This window comes from Porphyromonas bobii (genome assembly GCF_943169685.1).
Classification (GTDB): domain Bacteria; phylum Bacteroidota; class Bacteroidia; order Bacteroidales; family Porphyromonadaceae; genus Porphyromonas; species Porphyromonas pasteri.
On record NZ_CALPBU010000002.1, the window covers coordinates 136,527 to 150,027 of the forward strand.

At 57.7% G+C, this 13,501-nt stretch carries 13 protein-coding genes; all 13 read left to right on the forward strand.

What is annotated here, in order from left to right:
- Positions 1-103 precede the first annotated feature (103 nt).
- The 13 genes from murC to lpxB all read left to right on the forward strand — a co-directional run bounded on the left by murC (position 104) and on the right by lpxB (position 13,131).
- Entirely contained in the window at positions 104-1,486 is a 1,383-nt protein-coding gene (gene murC / locus KO088_RS03150) for a UDP-N-acetylmuramate--L-alanine ligase (protein ID WP_215493522.1), read from the forward strand.
- Positions 1,483-2,586, forward strand: coding sequence for a hypothetical protein (locus tag KO088_RS03155; protein WP_215493524.1), 1,104 nt, complete (start codon positions 1,483-1,485; stop codon positions 2,584-2,586). Before murC ends, KO088_RS03155 begins: the two co-directional genes overlap by 4 nt.
- On the forward strand, positions 2,583-4,073 hold the full coding sequence (locus KO088_RS03160) for a cell division protein FtsA (RefSeq protein ID WP_215493526.1): 1,491 nt from the start codon (positions 2,583-2,585) through the stop codon (positions 4,071-4,073). Before KO088_RS03155 ends, KO088_RS03160 begins: the two co-directional genes overlap by 4 nt.
- Positions 4,074-4,100: 27 nt before the next feature.
- Positions 4,101-5,579, forward strand: coding sequence for a cell division protein FtsZ (gene ftsZ / locus KO088_RS03165; protein WP_215493528.1), 1,479 nt, complete (start codon positions 4,101-4,103; stop codon positions 5,577-5,579).
- A gap of 30 nt (positions 5,580-5,609) precedes the next feature.
- Positions 5,610-6,041, forward strand: coding sequence for a BT0820 family HAD-type phosphatase (locus tag KO088_RS03170; protein WP_215493530.1), 432 nt, complete (start codon positions 5,610-5,612; stop codon positions 6,039-6,041).
- A 42-nt stretch (positions 6,042-6,083) separates the two neighbouring features.
- Positions 6,084-6,551, forward strand: a complete 468-nt coding sequence (locus KO088_RS03175; RefSeq protein ID WP_215493532.1) for a MoaF-related domain-containing protein — start codon at positions 6,084-6,086, stop codon at positions 6,549-6,551.
- A gap of 32 nt (positions 6,552-6,583) precedes the next feature.
- A complete protein-coding gene (locus KO088_RS03180) occupies positions 6,584-7,330 on the forward strand; it encodes a DNA alkylation repair protein (RefSeq protein WP_215493533.1) in 747 nt (248 codons plus the stop codon).
- 82 nt (positions 7,331-7,412) lie between these two features.
- Positions 7,413-7,883: a hypothetical protein gene (locus KO088_RS03185; protein WP_215493535.1), complete on the forward strand. Its 471-nt coding sequence runs from the start codon at positions 7,413-7,415 to the stop codon at positions 7,881-7,883.
- Positions 7,884-8,306: 423 nt separating this feature from the next.
- The gene (locus tag KO088_RS03190; RefSeq protein ID WP_188807862.1) at positions 8,307-8,744 is read left to right on the forward strand and encodes a hypothetical protein; all 438 of its coding nucleotides are present in this window, start codon (positions 8,307-8,309) and stop codon (positions 8,742-8,744) included.
- A gap of 360 nt (positions 8,745-9,104) precedes the next feature.
- Entirely contained in the window at positions 9,105-10,646 is a 1,542-nt protein-coding gene (locus KO088_RS03195) for a glycine--tRNA ligase (protein WP_215493537.1), read from the forward strand.
- Between the two features lie 42 nt (positions 10,647-10,688).
- The gene (locus KO088_RS03200) at positions 10,689-11,219 is read left to right on the forward strand and encodes a hypothetical protein (RefSeq protein ID WP_060935404.1); all 531 of its coding nucleotides are present in this window, start codon (positions 10,689-10,691) and stop codon (positions 11,217-11,219) included.
- A gap of 18 nt (positions 11,220-11,237) precedes the next feature.
- Positions 11,238-11,996 (forward strand): 5'/3'-nucleotidase SurE, encoded by a 759-nt coding sequence (gene surE / locus KO088_RS03205; protein ID WP_215493540.1) that lies wholly within the window; start codon positions 11,238-11,240, stop codon positions 11,994-11,996.
- A gap of 4 nt (positions 11,997-12,000) precedes the next feature.
- Positions 12,001-13,131: a lipid-A-disaccharide synthase gene (gene lpxB, locus KO088_RS03210; RefSeq protein ID WP_215493541.1), complete on the forward strand. Its 1,131-nt coding sequence runs from the start codon at positions 12,001-12,003 to the stop codon at positions 13,129-13,131.
- Positions 13,132-13,501: the final 370 nt, after the last annotated feature.

The window sequence follows — 13,501 nt, forward strand, 5'->3', positions numbered from 1 at the left end:
CCATCGATAAAAGCCAAGACTTTACCCGCTTTATATAAGGACTCTGGCGCTCGGTCTTACTTTCTTTGTACCTTTGCGTAAAATGGTAAAATAGAGATAGTGTATGAAGCTGTATTTTATTGGTATCGGTGGCATAGGTATGAGCGCTCTCGTGCGCTACTTCCTCAGCAAGGGAGATAGCGTAGCAGGGTATGACTTGACACCTTCGCCCCTCACACACGCCTTGAGCGAAGAGGGTGCTACCATCCACTACGAAGACGATCCCGAGCTAATCCCCGAGCCCTTCCGCACAAAGGATACCCTCGTCGTCTTCACTCCAGCCGTTCCCCACGACCACCGCGAGCTGGCATTCTTCCGCGCACAGGGCAACCGTGTGATGAAGCGTGCTGAGCTCCTCGGCGAACTGACCCGCCGTGAGCGCGGGCTCTGCGTCGCTGGTACCCACGGCAAGACGACGACCTCTACCCTACTGGCACACCTCCTGCGCTCGAGCCACGTCGACTGCCACGCCTTCCTCGGCGGTATCTCGAATAATTACCAGACCAACTGCCTCATCTCCGACCACAGCGACTATGCCGTGATCGAGGCCGATGAGTTCGACCGCTCCTTCCACCATCTCTCACCATACATCGCGGTGATCACCTCCGCGGACCCCGACCACCTCGACATCTACCATACGCCCGAGGCCTATCGGGAAAGCTTCGAGCACTTCACCTCGCTCATCAGCGCAGAGGGTGCTCTGGTGATGAAGAAGGGTGTCCCCGTGACGCCCCGCCTCAAGGAAGGAACGCGCCTCTTCACCTACACCACCGGTGCCGACGAAGCGGACTTCCGTGCCGACGGCATCGAGATCCGTGATGGGCACCTCTTCTTCGACTGGCACTATCCCGCTATCGAAGGGCGCCCTGCTGGTACGCTCCACGTCGAGCTCGGTGTGCCCCTCCTCATCAATGTGGAGAATGCCGTAGCAGCTATGGCCGTAGCCTACCTCTGTGGCGCTACCCTCGAAGAGCTGGCCGCAGGTGTAGCCTCCTTCCGTGGGGTCTATCGCCGTTTCGACCGCCTCATCGATGATCCCCGCTGCGTGCTCATCGATGACTACGCCCACCACCCCAATGAGCTTGATCCCAGCATCCGCTCGGTGCGTGAGCTCTATCCCGACCGCAAGATCCTCGGCATCTTCCAGCCGCACCTCTATAGCCGTACGCAGGACTTCTATCGGGAGTTCGCCGCGAGCCTTGACCAGCTCGACGAAGTCATCCTCCTCGATATCTATCCTGCTCGCGAGCTCCCCATCCCAGGCGTCACTTCGCAAATGATCGCCGACGTGATGAAGCATAAGGATGTGCTTGTCCTGCCCAAGGAAGGCCTGCTCCCCGAGCTCAAGAAGCGTCAGGAGCTCCCCGAAGTCATCCTGATGGTCGGCGCTGGAGATATTGACCGCCTGGTGCCCCAGGTAGCAGATGAGATCCGCCGCAGGCTATGAAGAATAGAGCCTTCGTACGCAACCTACTCCTGCTCCTCCTGTCAGTCGCACTGATAGGAGGTATCGCGTACTTACTCATCCGCTCCCCACGCGTCACCTCCACCGACCGCTGCGAAGCTGTCACCGTCGAGGTAAAGACCGAGGCGGGTGGCGAACCGCTCTTCCTCACCGGTGACCGCATCACCGATGAGCTTGCCCGCCGTGGCATCCAGCTACGAGGGAAGCGCCTTGACTCCATCGACCTCCGTAAGATCGAGCGTACGCTGCTCAGTATGCCTATCTACAAGCGTGCTGAGGCCTTCATCGCCCCCTCATCCTCCTCCGTGCAGATCCGTCTGACGGAGAAGCACCCCCTCTACATCGTGCAGGAAGCCTCGGGTAAGAGCTACTACGTCACGCAGGGTAAGGGTACCATCACGGTGAACCCCACCTTCGCAGCTTACCTCCCCATCGTCAGCGGTGCTGTAGACCTCAAGATGGCTACGGGTCCCGTCTACGACCTCATGGCCGCCCTGCGCGAAGACCCTTACTTCACCGACTACTTCGGGCAGGTCTACGTCGACGAGACCGATGGTATCGTGCTCATCCCACGTATCGGCACGACGCGAGTCATTATGGGCCGCGAGTCTAACTGGAGTGAGAAGCTCCGTAAGTGGCGCATCTTCGCTGAGAGCGTACTCCCCAAGCGCGGGATGAATGCCTTCAGCTACGTCAACCTCGACTACGGCACGCAGATCATCGCCCGTAGCCGCTATGCCCCCGAGGGCGAGACCTTCGACGAAGAAGGTGAAGTCGTCGCTGCACCAGCTCCTACACCCGATCCCGCCCCCAAGCCTGCGCCAGCAGTCTCTGCGGCTCCCGCTCCGAAGAAGCCTGCCGCCACGGAGAAGCCCCGCGAGAAGGCTAAGGAAGCCCCTAAGGACAAGCCCAAGGATAAGCCTGCAAGCAAGCCGGGCGACAAGGCGAAGACCGATAAGAAAGAGCCGAAGAAGGACCCCAAGAAGGATACTAAGAAGCCCGCTCCTCAGCAAGCCCCCACCCCCAAGAAACCCAATAAGCCCGCCGAGAAGGGCAAACCTAACAAGCCACAGAAGAAATGAACGATCGTAGGGATAGCATATACGCCGTCATCAACATAGGCAGCACCTCCCTCTCTGGGATGCTCGCCACGAAGTCCCCACAGGGACGCGTCGTGCCCATCGCCGCCCACCGTGTCCCCACGGCTGGCTGCGTGCGCCAAGGCTCTATACACAACATCGAGGAGGCTGCCAAGCGTATCTTTTTGCTCCTCGATAAGCTCAGCACCGCCCTACCCGAGGAGGCTCAGATCTCCGGCGTGTATGTAGGGCTGGAGTGCCGCTCCATGCGCTCCGAGCGCTATGACTCCTTCATCGACCTCGGTGAAGAAGGTAGCGTCGTCACCCCCGAGCACCTACTTACCCTCAAGGACCAGGTCAGTGATGCCAGCTATCCCGGCATGACGATCCTCTCCATCACCGAGCCCCGCTACCGCTGCGATGGCAAGCGTGAGTCCAACCCCAGAGGTGTGCGTTGTCGCCGTCTGGAGGCCCAGTATCTGCTCATCGTAGCCCGCCAGAACATCATCATCAACGTCCGCGAGACCATCGAAGATCGCTTAGGTCTGCGCCTTTTGGGCATCCTCCCCACGCCTATCGCTGAGGCTGCTGCTACGATGACGATCGAGGAGATGGCCCTCGGCTGTGCCTACGTCAACATCGGCGGTGGTACCACCTCCATCGCGATCTATCAGGAGCGCTTCCCCGTCGCTCTCTACGTCCTGCCGCTGGGTGGGAACAATGTGACGCGCGACCTCACGCAGCTCTCCGTACCCCTCCTCGAGGCCGACGCTGAGAAGCTGAAGATCGAGCGAGGCTCGATGAACCTCTCCGTATCTCGCACCCAAGAGATCGAGGCTAAGTCGGCTGATGGTAGTACCACCAAGCACTTCAGCCAGCTCGAGGTGAACCGCTACATCAGCGCACGTATCCTCGAGATCCTGAGCAACGTAGTGAGCATCATCCACGAAGCAGGCTGCAGCGAGAGTATCCCTAAGGGCTTCGTCTTCGCTGGTGGCGTGACGAAGACCGACCACTTCTTCGAGACGCTGCGCAAGCTCTCTCCCGAGTACCGCGAAGTCTCCCTACGCCGAGATATCTATGAGGATGGTGTTCAGAAAGAACTCCTCTCTGACTATATCACCGAGATCGCTCTCGCAGCTCAGGCCAGCGAGCCGGGCGTAAGCTACGAGCTCCGCCCTCTTGAGTCCCTCCTGCAGGAGCAGCCCGAGGCGCGTAGCAGCGAGCCTACTGAACCCATAGAAGAGCCCAAGGAGGCCGAGGAAGAGTCCTACACCTACACGACTATCAGCGAAGCTCAGCGCGTCCCTCTCGACGATGATGAAGATGATTACTTCGACTACAGCGAAGAGGAGGAGGACGAAGAGGAGGAGGACACCAAGCGCGAGACGAAGCGTGAGCGCAAGGAGAAGAAGTCGTGGAGCCTCAATTCCTTCATAAACAGCATCAACGGGCTCTTCGGCGCGAATGATGGTGGTGATGATTTTTAGCCCATACCTTTAGATAAGATAGATACAATGGAACGAGGTAACATTGAATTCGAATACTCTGAGAGTGAGATCAAGCAGCTCATCAAGGTCGTGGGCGTAGGAGGTGGTGGCGGTAATGCCGTCACGAAGATGTTCACCAGTGGCTCTGTCCCTGGCGTGTCCTTCCTCCTATGTAATACCGATAAGCAGGCACTTGACCATAGCCCCGTAGAGGATAAGATTATGATCGGCCCTACGGTCACTAAGGGTCTCGGTGCTGGAGCTAAGCCTCAGCGCGCCAAAGATGCAGCCGAAGAGAGTGGGGAGCAGATCCGTATTGCTCTCACCGCTGGAGAGACGCGTATGGTCTTCATCACCGCTGGTATGGGTGGTGGTACGGGTACGGGTGCAGCCCCCGTCATCGGCAAGATCGCCATGAAGGCGGGCCTGCTGACCATCGGTATCGTCACGATCCCCTTCCTCTTTGAGGGGACGGCGAAGATCCTCCAAGCCCTCGAAGGGGTCAAGCAGATGCGCGAGAGTGTAGATGCTCTCCTCGTCATCAATAACCAGCGCCTCATCGAGGTGTACAAGAACTTCACCGTATCCGAAGCCTTCGCCAAGGCCGACGATACGCTGAGTAATGCTGCTCGTGGTATCTCCGAGCTGGTGAATATCGCAGGGGAAGTGAACCTCGACTTTGCCGACGTCGATACCGTCCTGCGTGGTGGTGGTGTGGCCGTCATCAATACCGGCTATGCTGAAGGCGAAGATCGTATGACTCTGGCTATCCAAGAGGCGCTGAACTCCCCCCTCTTGAATAACAACAACATCAGCAAGGCCCGCCAGCTCCTCATCAACGTCTACTATGATGATAAAGCTCCGCTGACGGTCGACGAATTTAGTCAGATCCACGAGTTCACCAGCGAGTTCTCTGACGAGGTGAATACCATCCATGGTATCTCTCGCAAGGAGGGGCTTGGCACCAAGCTCGGTGTCACCATCCTTGCCTCGGGCTTTGGCTTCGACGAAGATATCTTCATCCCCAAGACCGTAAAGAAGCGCGATCCGCTCACTAAGATCAACGAAGATAAGGAGCGCGACGAGCAGCACCGTCTCATCGAGCGTATCTACGGGGAGCATGCTACCAAGCGCACGAAGGCCGAGCCCGTAGCTCTAAGCATCGACGAGCTTGATGACGAAGAGCTCCTCCTCATCCTCGAGGAGACGCCTTCCTTCCGCCGTGATCACCGCATCTTCGAGAGCAAGCGCATCGATAAGACCAACAACAGAGCGATCCGTATCAACAACTATGGTACGGCCAGCCAGAGCGCTCGTGAGCGTAGCACGCTGTCGGCCTTCGACCTGCATACGCCCCGCCCCGAGCCTTCGCAGTACACGACGAGCTCGACGACCTTCACCACCTCTACGCCATCACGTCCAGAGCCCGTAGAGGAGGCCACTCAGCCCGAAGAAGAGAAGACCGAGGAGACGCCTGAGAACGTCATCCGCTTCTCTGGATTCTAAAACTCTATCCTATACTCCCCCACTCTACTGATGATTATAGCTGTTGACTTCGACGGCACGATCGTGCGTCACCGTTATCCCAAGATCGGCGAGGAAATCCCCTTCGCCACCCAGACCCTCGCGATGCTGATACGTGATGGGCATCGTCTCATCCTCTGGACCGTCCGTGAGGGCGCTCTGCTGGACGAAGCCGTCGAGTGGTGCCGCCAGCGTGGCGTGGAGTTCTACGCTATCAATAGGGACTTCCCCGAGGAAGACGCTACGGGATCGGGCTTCTCGCGCAAGCTCAAGGCCGATCTCTTCCTCGATGACCGCAGCTTCGGTGGTCTGCCCGACTGGGGCACGATCTACCACCGCATCCAGGCCGGTAAGGCTCTCGATGGCGAGTGGCACCGACTGGGTCTCTACGAAGAGGAGGAGGAGAAGCGTGGCTTCTTCGCGCGTCTCTTCTCGCGTGACTAAGCCGCACCGCACTACACTATACACATTAGCCATAGATCTATCATGTATCTACGCCCTCTTTTCACCCTTGCCGCTGCGCTATCGCTCCTCACAGCGTGCAGTGGGGACTCCTCAGGCACTAAGACGAGCCAAGAGGACGCACCTCCCGTACAGACTACGGATACGACACTCGTCGGGAAGCGCCTACACCTGCGCTTCCCTGAGAACGTCTCTACCGTCGAGTACCTATCACACAAGCACCTCTTCTGGAGGAGTAAGGACTCCGTCCACGGTAGCAAGGAAGGCGAAGACAACTACAGCGCCGTACGTATCGGCACGAGTGTTTTTTTCGTCAACTGGGTCGAGGCCGATGGCACGACCGTGAGCCAGGTCCTTGACCTCGACGAGCGTACCTGTAAGGCATTCATCACCTCGAATGTCTACTCGCACAACCAAGCTTCGCGTAGCACCTCCGTCCTCTCTGGCACCATCGAGAAGATCGAGGATGCCAATCACCTGCTCTTAGACTAATTCCCCACGGGGGCCTTTGCTGTCCAAGGCCTATGTCCAGCCCCTACCGCATCGACGAGCGAAGCATCACAGAGCACCTTCTGGAGCTTGCTCAGCGGGGCAATCAGCCCTTTACCCAGCGGCTACATCCCGATATAGCAGGCGTACTCGGTGTATGTCTGCCCGATCTACGTGCGCTCGCTCGCCGCATCGTACGCAGTGGGAGCTGGCCTGCTTACCTTGCGGAAGCTGAGCGTGGCGAGCGCCCCAGAGAGGAGGACTTTATGGAGGCACGTACCCTGCAGGGCCTCGTCCTCGGTATGCTCCCTGTGAATGACTTCTCCGACTACCTCACCCACCTCTCGCACTGGGTGCGGGTCATCCACTCGTGGTCGGTCTGTGACTCCTTCAGCCTCCCCCAGCCGAAGAAGCTCCTCCGTGAGCATAGCCCCGAGCTCTGGGCGTTCTTCGTCCCCTACCTCCAGCATAGCGGGGAGTATGAGGTGCGCTTCGGCATCGTCGCCCTCATGCAGTACTTCATCGACGATGAGCATATAGACGAGCTACTCCGCCACTACCTCGCCGTGAGCCACGAGGGCTACTACGTGCGTATGGCGCTGGCGTGGGCTATAGCTGAGTGCTACACCTTCTACCCCACCGAGACCCACCCTTACCTCGCTGAGAAGCGCTTCGAGCCGTGGGTGCACAACAAGGCTATCCAGAAGATCTGCGAGTCGCGCCGCATCGATCCCGACACCAAGACCCTACTCAAGGCTCTGCGCATAAAGACCTCGAAATAGCCCCCTTCAGCGAAGGCGTAGAGATTCCTACGATTCTCTATCTTTGGAGTAGCAATACTCACTACCTAACTCCGACGAACCTATGAATAGTAAGCTCCTTATAGGGGGACTTGCTCTCTTCCTTCTTCTCCCCAACTTGGGCTGTGAGAAGAGCGCAGAGAAAGCCCTGCCTACCTCACAAAGAGAAGCAAAGAGAGGACATCTATCCAGCTTGGAGAACTTCTCCGAAAGCGAGCTCAGCGCTTTCACCGCCACGTATGACCCCACCGATCCTAAGAGCAAAGAGAAGGCCATCGGCACACTGGATAAAGCTGTGAAGCTATTCGTCTCCCCTAAGATCAATACGAAGCTGAGCGAGTCGGCCCAATGCGTCATCGATTCGGACGACACCACTGGGCGCGCATGGGTCAGCTCCCTCTCTATCAGTCGCCCGCGTGAGATCCCCTTCTACGAGCAATTTATGCTCATCTGCAATGCCCACCCATCCCCGAATGGACAGGAAGGTATGTGGGACCTCTTCACCAAAGAAGGCGAGATCAGCATCCTGTACTAATAGCGCATTCCCCTACCTTGTGCGGGACGCTTTCGGCTAAGCCGAGGGCGTCCCGCACGGCTTTTATAGATCCCTTCACTACGGCGATGATGTGGCGGACTATACAGCCTTTTTCCTTTCCGCATAGAAGAACTAACGCCCTACCCGCAGTGCTATAAGTCCCCTCCTATACAGCATATCCTCTATCCAGGTACGTAGATTTATAGACTCTGCACGTAGATCCTATCATCCACCTACGTAGTCCTAAGATCCACGTACCGAGATAAAGCTTTAGCCGTAGTCCTAAGAGACTTTTCCACCACGCGTGCGGGAGTTTTCCTGCAGTGCTCACAGAGACACCTTGTAGAAACTGAAAGGATATATCTATATTTGGTATCGAAACGAACTCACAAACCTAAAACACATTCAGGTATAAAGACTCTTATGAAAGCATCTAAGCTCCTTTGGGCAGTAGTTATGGCGCTCACCTTCGTACTCACGTCTTGTGACCGAGTCACGGATGAGCCCACTATTGAGGGTAAAATGAATAAGTTCTTCGATAGCCAAGCCCAGCAAAAGTCCTTCCGTGTGTTGACGGCCTCAGGAAAGCCGTACAACCATAAAATAGATTGGCATATCATCGGTATACTAGATCCAAAGTCTGAGACCTACTTAACGAAGAAGATCGACACCCTATCGAATGGAGACCTCAAGATATCTTACGACTGGGTAGCCTTTATCGTCAGAGAGAACAAGTCCGTGATCGATGTCGAAGTCCAGAAGAATGAAACGGGACAGGATAGGTCAGTTGACTTCGTTGCCCAGGATAACCACAAGGGTCTCGCCTCCCCAAGTATGACGGTCATCCAGCGAGCAAAATAAGCTCCATCCTATCATACTCAGGGTACTCACCCTACTCCGTGCGGGATGCTTTCGGCTAAGCCAAGGGCATCCCGCACGAGTGTTTATCTAGGGCGTATGGTAGGGCTACTTCGGTACTCAGAAGAAGGCTAATTAGGTAGCTGGAGGACCTCCAGCTTATTGATGAGGTGCTGACTTCTACACGGACGAGAGTCACCCGCCCGAAGTGCGGTCAGCGAGCGGGCCTTTCGGAGCCGATCCGTAGCGTACGTAAGTAGAGGAGAATGTGTAACTTTGTGGACTGTGCGCGCCTCGTGTCGGTGCGTCGCAGCTATCACATCGATACAATCCAAATAGATAATAGAATAAGCAACTGCTCTCATGGCACAGCAAGAAGACCTCTTTAAGAAGGTGATCGCCCACTGTAAGGAATACGGCTTCGTCTTCCCCTCCTCCGAAATCTACGACGGCCTCGGTGCTGTCTACGACTACGGACAGCTCGGTAGCGAACTGAAGAACAACATCAAGCGCTACTGGTGGGAGGCGATGACCCTCTTGGCTCCTAACGTCGTAGGGATCGACTCAGCGATCTTCATGCACCCAAAGATCTGGAAGGCCTCTGGCCACGTCGACGCCTTCAATGACCCCCTCATCGACAACAAGGACTCGAAGAAGCGCTACCGCGCTGACGTCCTCATCGAGGATCAGCTGGCCAAGATCGAGGAGAAGATCAATAAGGAGGTAGCCAAGGCTGCGAAGAAGTTCGGCGAGAGCTTCGACGAAGCACAGTTCCGCTCTACCAACGGCCGTGTACTCGAGTATCAGGCTAAGTGGGAAGAGCTGCACAGCCGCTTCGCTGCTGCTATGAACGATACCAACCTCGAGGAGCTGCGTCAGATCATCCTCGACTACGAGATCGTCTGCCCCATCAGTGGCACGCGCAACTGGACGGAGGTCCGTCAGTTCAACCTCATGTTCGCCACCGAGATGGGCTCCACAGCCGACGGTGCGATGAAGGTCTACCTGCGCCCCGAGACGGCTCAGGGGATCTTCGTGAACTTCCTCAATGTGCAGAAGACGGGCCGTATGAAGGTGCCCTTCGGTATCGCACAGATCGGTAAGGCCTTCCGCAATGAGATCGTTGCCCGTCAGTTCATCTTCCGCATGCGCGAGTTCGAGCAGATGGAGATGCAGTTCTTCGTCCGCCCTGGTGAGGAGCTCAAGTGGTTCGACTTCTGGAAGGACCTGCGTCTTCGCTGGCACAAGGCCCTCGGCCTCGGCGACAAAAAGTACCGCTACCACGACCACGAGAAGCTGGCGCACTACGCCAACGCTGCTACGGATATCGAGTTTGAGATGCCCTTCGGCTTCAAGGAAGTAGAGGGTATCCACAGCCGTACGGACTTCGACCTGAAGCGTCACGAGGAGTTCAGCGGCAAGAAGATGCAGTACTTCGATCCCGAGCTGGGTGAGAGCTATGTGCCCTACGTCATCGAGACCTCTATCGGTGTCGACCGTATGTTCCTCAGCCTCATCTGTGGCTCCTACGAAGAGGAAGCTCTCGAGGGTGGTGACAAGCGTACAGTCCTTCGCCTGCCCGCAGCTCTCGCTCCTGTCAAGCTCGCTATCCTGCCTCTGGTGCGTAAGGACGGCCTCGATGCCAAGGCACAGGAGATCTACGACGAGCTGAAGTTCGACTTCAACTGCCAGCTCGATGAGAAGGACTCTATCGGTAAGCGCTACCGCCGTCAGGACGCTATCGGTACGCCCTACTGCGTCACCATCGACCACCAGACGATGGAGGATAACACCGTCACCCTGCGTCACCGCGACACGATGCAGCAGGAGCGCGTCGCCATCAGCGAGCTCTCCCGCGTACTCTACGAGGCTACTTCGCTGAAGAGCCTGCTGCGAAAGATCTAACCCCCACCCAAGAGAGCTGCCCACCACTTCATCTAAGAGACAATGATGATAAGCAAGATCACCACAGGCCTCGCCCTGCTTACGCTCCTCAGCCTCACGAGCTGCAATAGCACTATCGACGTCGCCCAGGAGCGCCGTGCCACGAATGAGCGGGCCTTCCGCGCCTTCGCCGACAGCACGGACTTCCAGCGCGTCACCGTACCCGGTATCACGGGTAGTGGCTTCATCTATATGAAGGTCACCAAGGCAGGCGATGCGTCTGTCGGGGTGGACTATACCGATGCCGTCACGCTCTTCCGTGACGCCTACTCGACGAGCGACTGGATCAAGGACAACCTCAAGGCTATGCGTGTGCGCCAGACCCTTGACCTCAACTCCGTCCAGCAGGAGACCGTCGCCAGCCTCCCCGTAGGCCTGCAGATCGCTGTGCAGAACCTCCATCAGGGAGCGGAAGCCTCTATCGTAGTGCCCTGGTACCTCAATACCAACAATATGCTGGAGCGTACCGAGAGCTATACCTCACTATACTACCGTGTCCGCCTCGGGAGCGTCATCAAGCCCTCCACGAACTAAGGATCCTATACCCTATAGATGCATATACTCCTCAGCAATGACGACGGCTTCCGCGCCGCAGGTATCCAAGAGCTCGCTCAGGCGATGCTCGCCTTCGGTCAGGTGACTATCGTCGCTCCAGATGGGCCCCGCTCGGGCTTCTCTGGTGCTATCACCACGACCCAACCCCTACGCCTCAAGCACCGCACCACCGAAGGTAACCTCGCTGTATATAGCTGCGAGGGTACACCTGTGGACTGCGTCAAGCTCGCACTGAACACCCTCTTCGTAGACCAGCGCCCCGATCTCATCATCTCGGGCATCAACCACGGGAGCAACGAGGGCATCTGCGTGAGCTACTCCGGCACGCTCGGTGCTGCCCGCGAAGGCTGTATCTACGGCATCCCATCGCTGGCCGTGTCGCTCGATGACACCGCTTGGCACCCCGACTTCTCCGACAGCATCGACTATACCATACGTGTGGTGAAGATGATGCTTGAGAAGCCCCTACCCTGGCAGACGATGCTCTCGCTGAACGTCCCCAAGACGAAGCCCAAGGGTCTGAAGGTATGCCCCATGACTGTAGGACGCTTCGTCGAGGAGTTCGTCCACTCTGAGGACGGCAAGGGCAAGCGTATCCACTGGCTCACGGGTCGCCAAGATCCCGCCGAGGATACCAAGGAAGCCGACTGGCACTACCTCAAGGATGGCTGGGCGACGCTCACGCCCCTCCAGCTCGACTGCACGAACTATCAGTGGCTCGAGGAACTCGAAGCCCTGGCCGAACGCTCAGCATAGCACTATGCGCTACTTCTTAGTCGCAGGCGAAGCCTCTGGCGACCTCCACGCCTCGGCGCTCATACGGGCGCTGCGGGCTGAGGATCCAGAGGCTTCGTTTGCTTTTATGGGTGGAGACAAGATGGAGGCCGCAACAGGCGTCGCCCCCATCGTCCACTACCGTGAGGTCGCCTTCATGGGCATCGTCAGCGTCGTCAAGAACCTCGGGAAGCTCACCCGCATCGGCCGACAGATACAGGCTGCCATGCGTGACTTCGCCCCCGATGTGGTCATCCCTGTGGACTACGCAGACTTCAACTTCCGCTTCATCCTCCCCTACGCCAAGAAGGAGCTACGCTGCCCCATCATCTACTATATCCTCCCCAAGCTCTGGGCGTGGAGAGCAGGGCGCATACGCCAGCTCCGCCGCTATGTAGATCTCGGGCTGAGTATCCTGCCCTTCGAGACCAGCTACTTCAGCGACCGCGGCCTCCGCACAGCGTATATAGGTAACCCTTGCGTCGATGCTAAGCTCACCTACCTCGCTGAGCATCCCGAGCCCGTAGAGCGTGAGCAGATGCTCCTCCTCGTACCGGGGAGCCGTCAGTCTGAGCTGCGGGACAACCTCCCAGAGATGCTCGCAGCTACCGCTGCCTATTCTCAGTTGGGCTGGCGTGTCGTCATCGCTGGTGCTCCAGGTCTCACCGCTGCAGACTACGCCCCCCACCTCGGTAAGTACAGCGATACCCCCATCCTCTTCGGAGATACCTACGGACTCATGCGCCGTGCCCATGCTGCCCTCGTCACCTCGGGTACAGCGACGCTGGAGGCAGGCTTATGGGGCATCCCTATGGTCGTCTGCTATCGTATGGGCGGTAAGCGCATCGCTCGCCTCGTCTTCGAGCGCCTCTTCCGTGTGCCTTACTTCTCGCTGGTCAACCTCATTCTGGACAGGCCTGCCGTCCCCGAGCTCCTCGCCGACCGCGCTCACTCCGTGCAGATTCTCTCAATCCTCTCCCACCTCATCCCCGAGGAGGATCACCGCCGCACGGACCAGCTGCAGGCATTCGCCCAGCTGCAGGAGCTGATGGGCACCGAGCCCAGCGCCCCACGCGCCGCAAGAGCTATCCTGAGCTACCTCCACGAAGCGCGATAAGCACCCTACTCCACCCCCTCAGTGAGCTGGGGAAAACAAGTGGGTAAGCGTGGGATAAATAGGAGACTCATCCCCACCCCTCCAGCGACGACCTTACTCCCCTCTCCCCCCTTCCCTCGGGGTGTAGATAACTCACGAGATTATCCCACTCCAATACACATACCGAAAGAGGCGAGAGCGAGCAGCGCAATCCCCCGAGATGTGGATGCCTTCCCCTCGACTGCACCCAAAGCCCAGCTATAAGCGGAAAGTCACTTGTGAATACCCTGTGGGCAGGAAGCGCAAAGCATTAGGATAAGTCCGTGGAGGAGCCGAGTGGAGGAAGTGAAGCCGTGAGGGGATTACCCACGATTCCACCGACTATAATAAC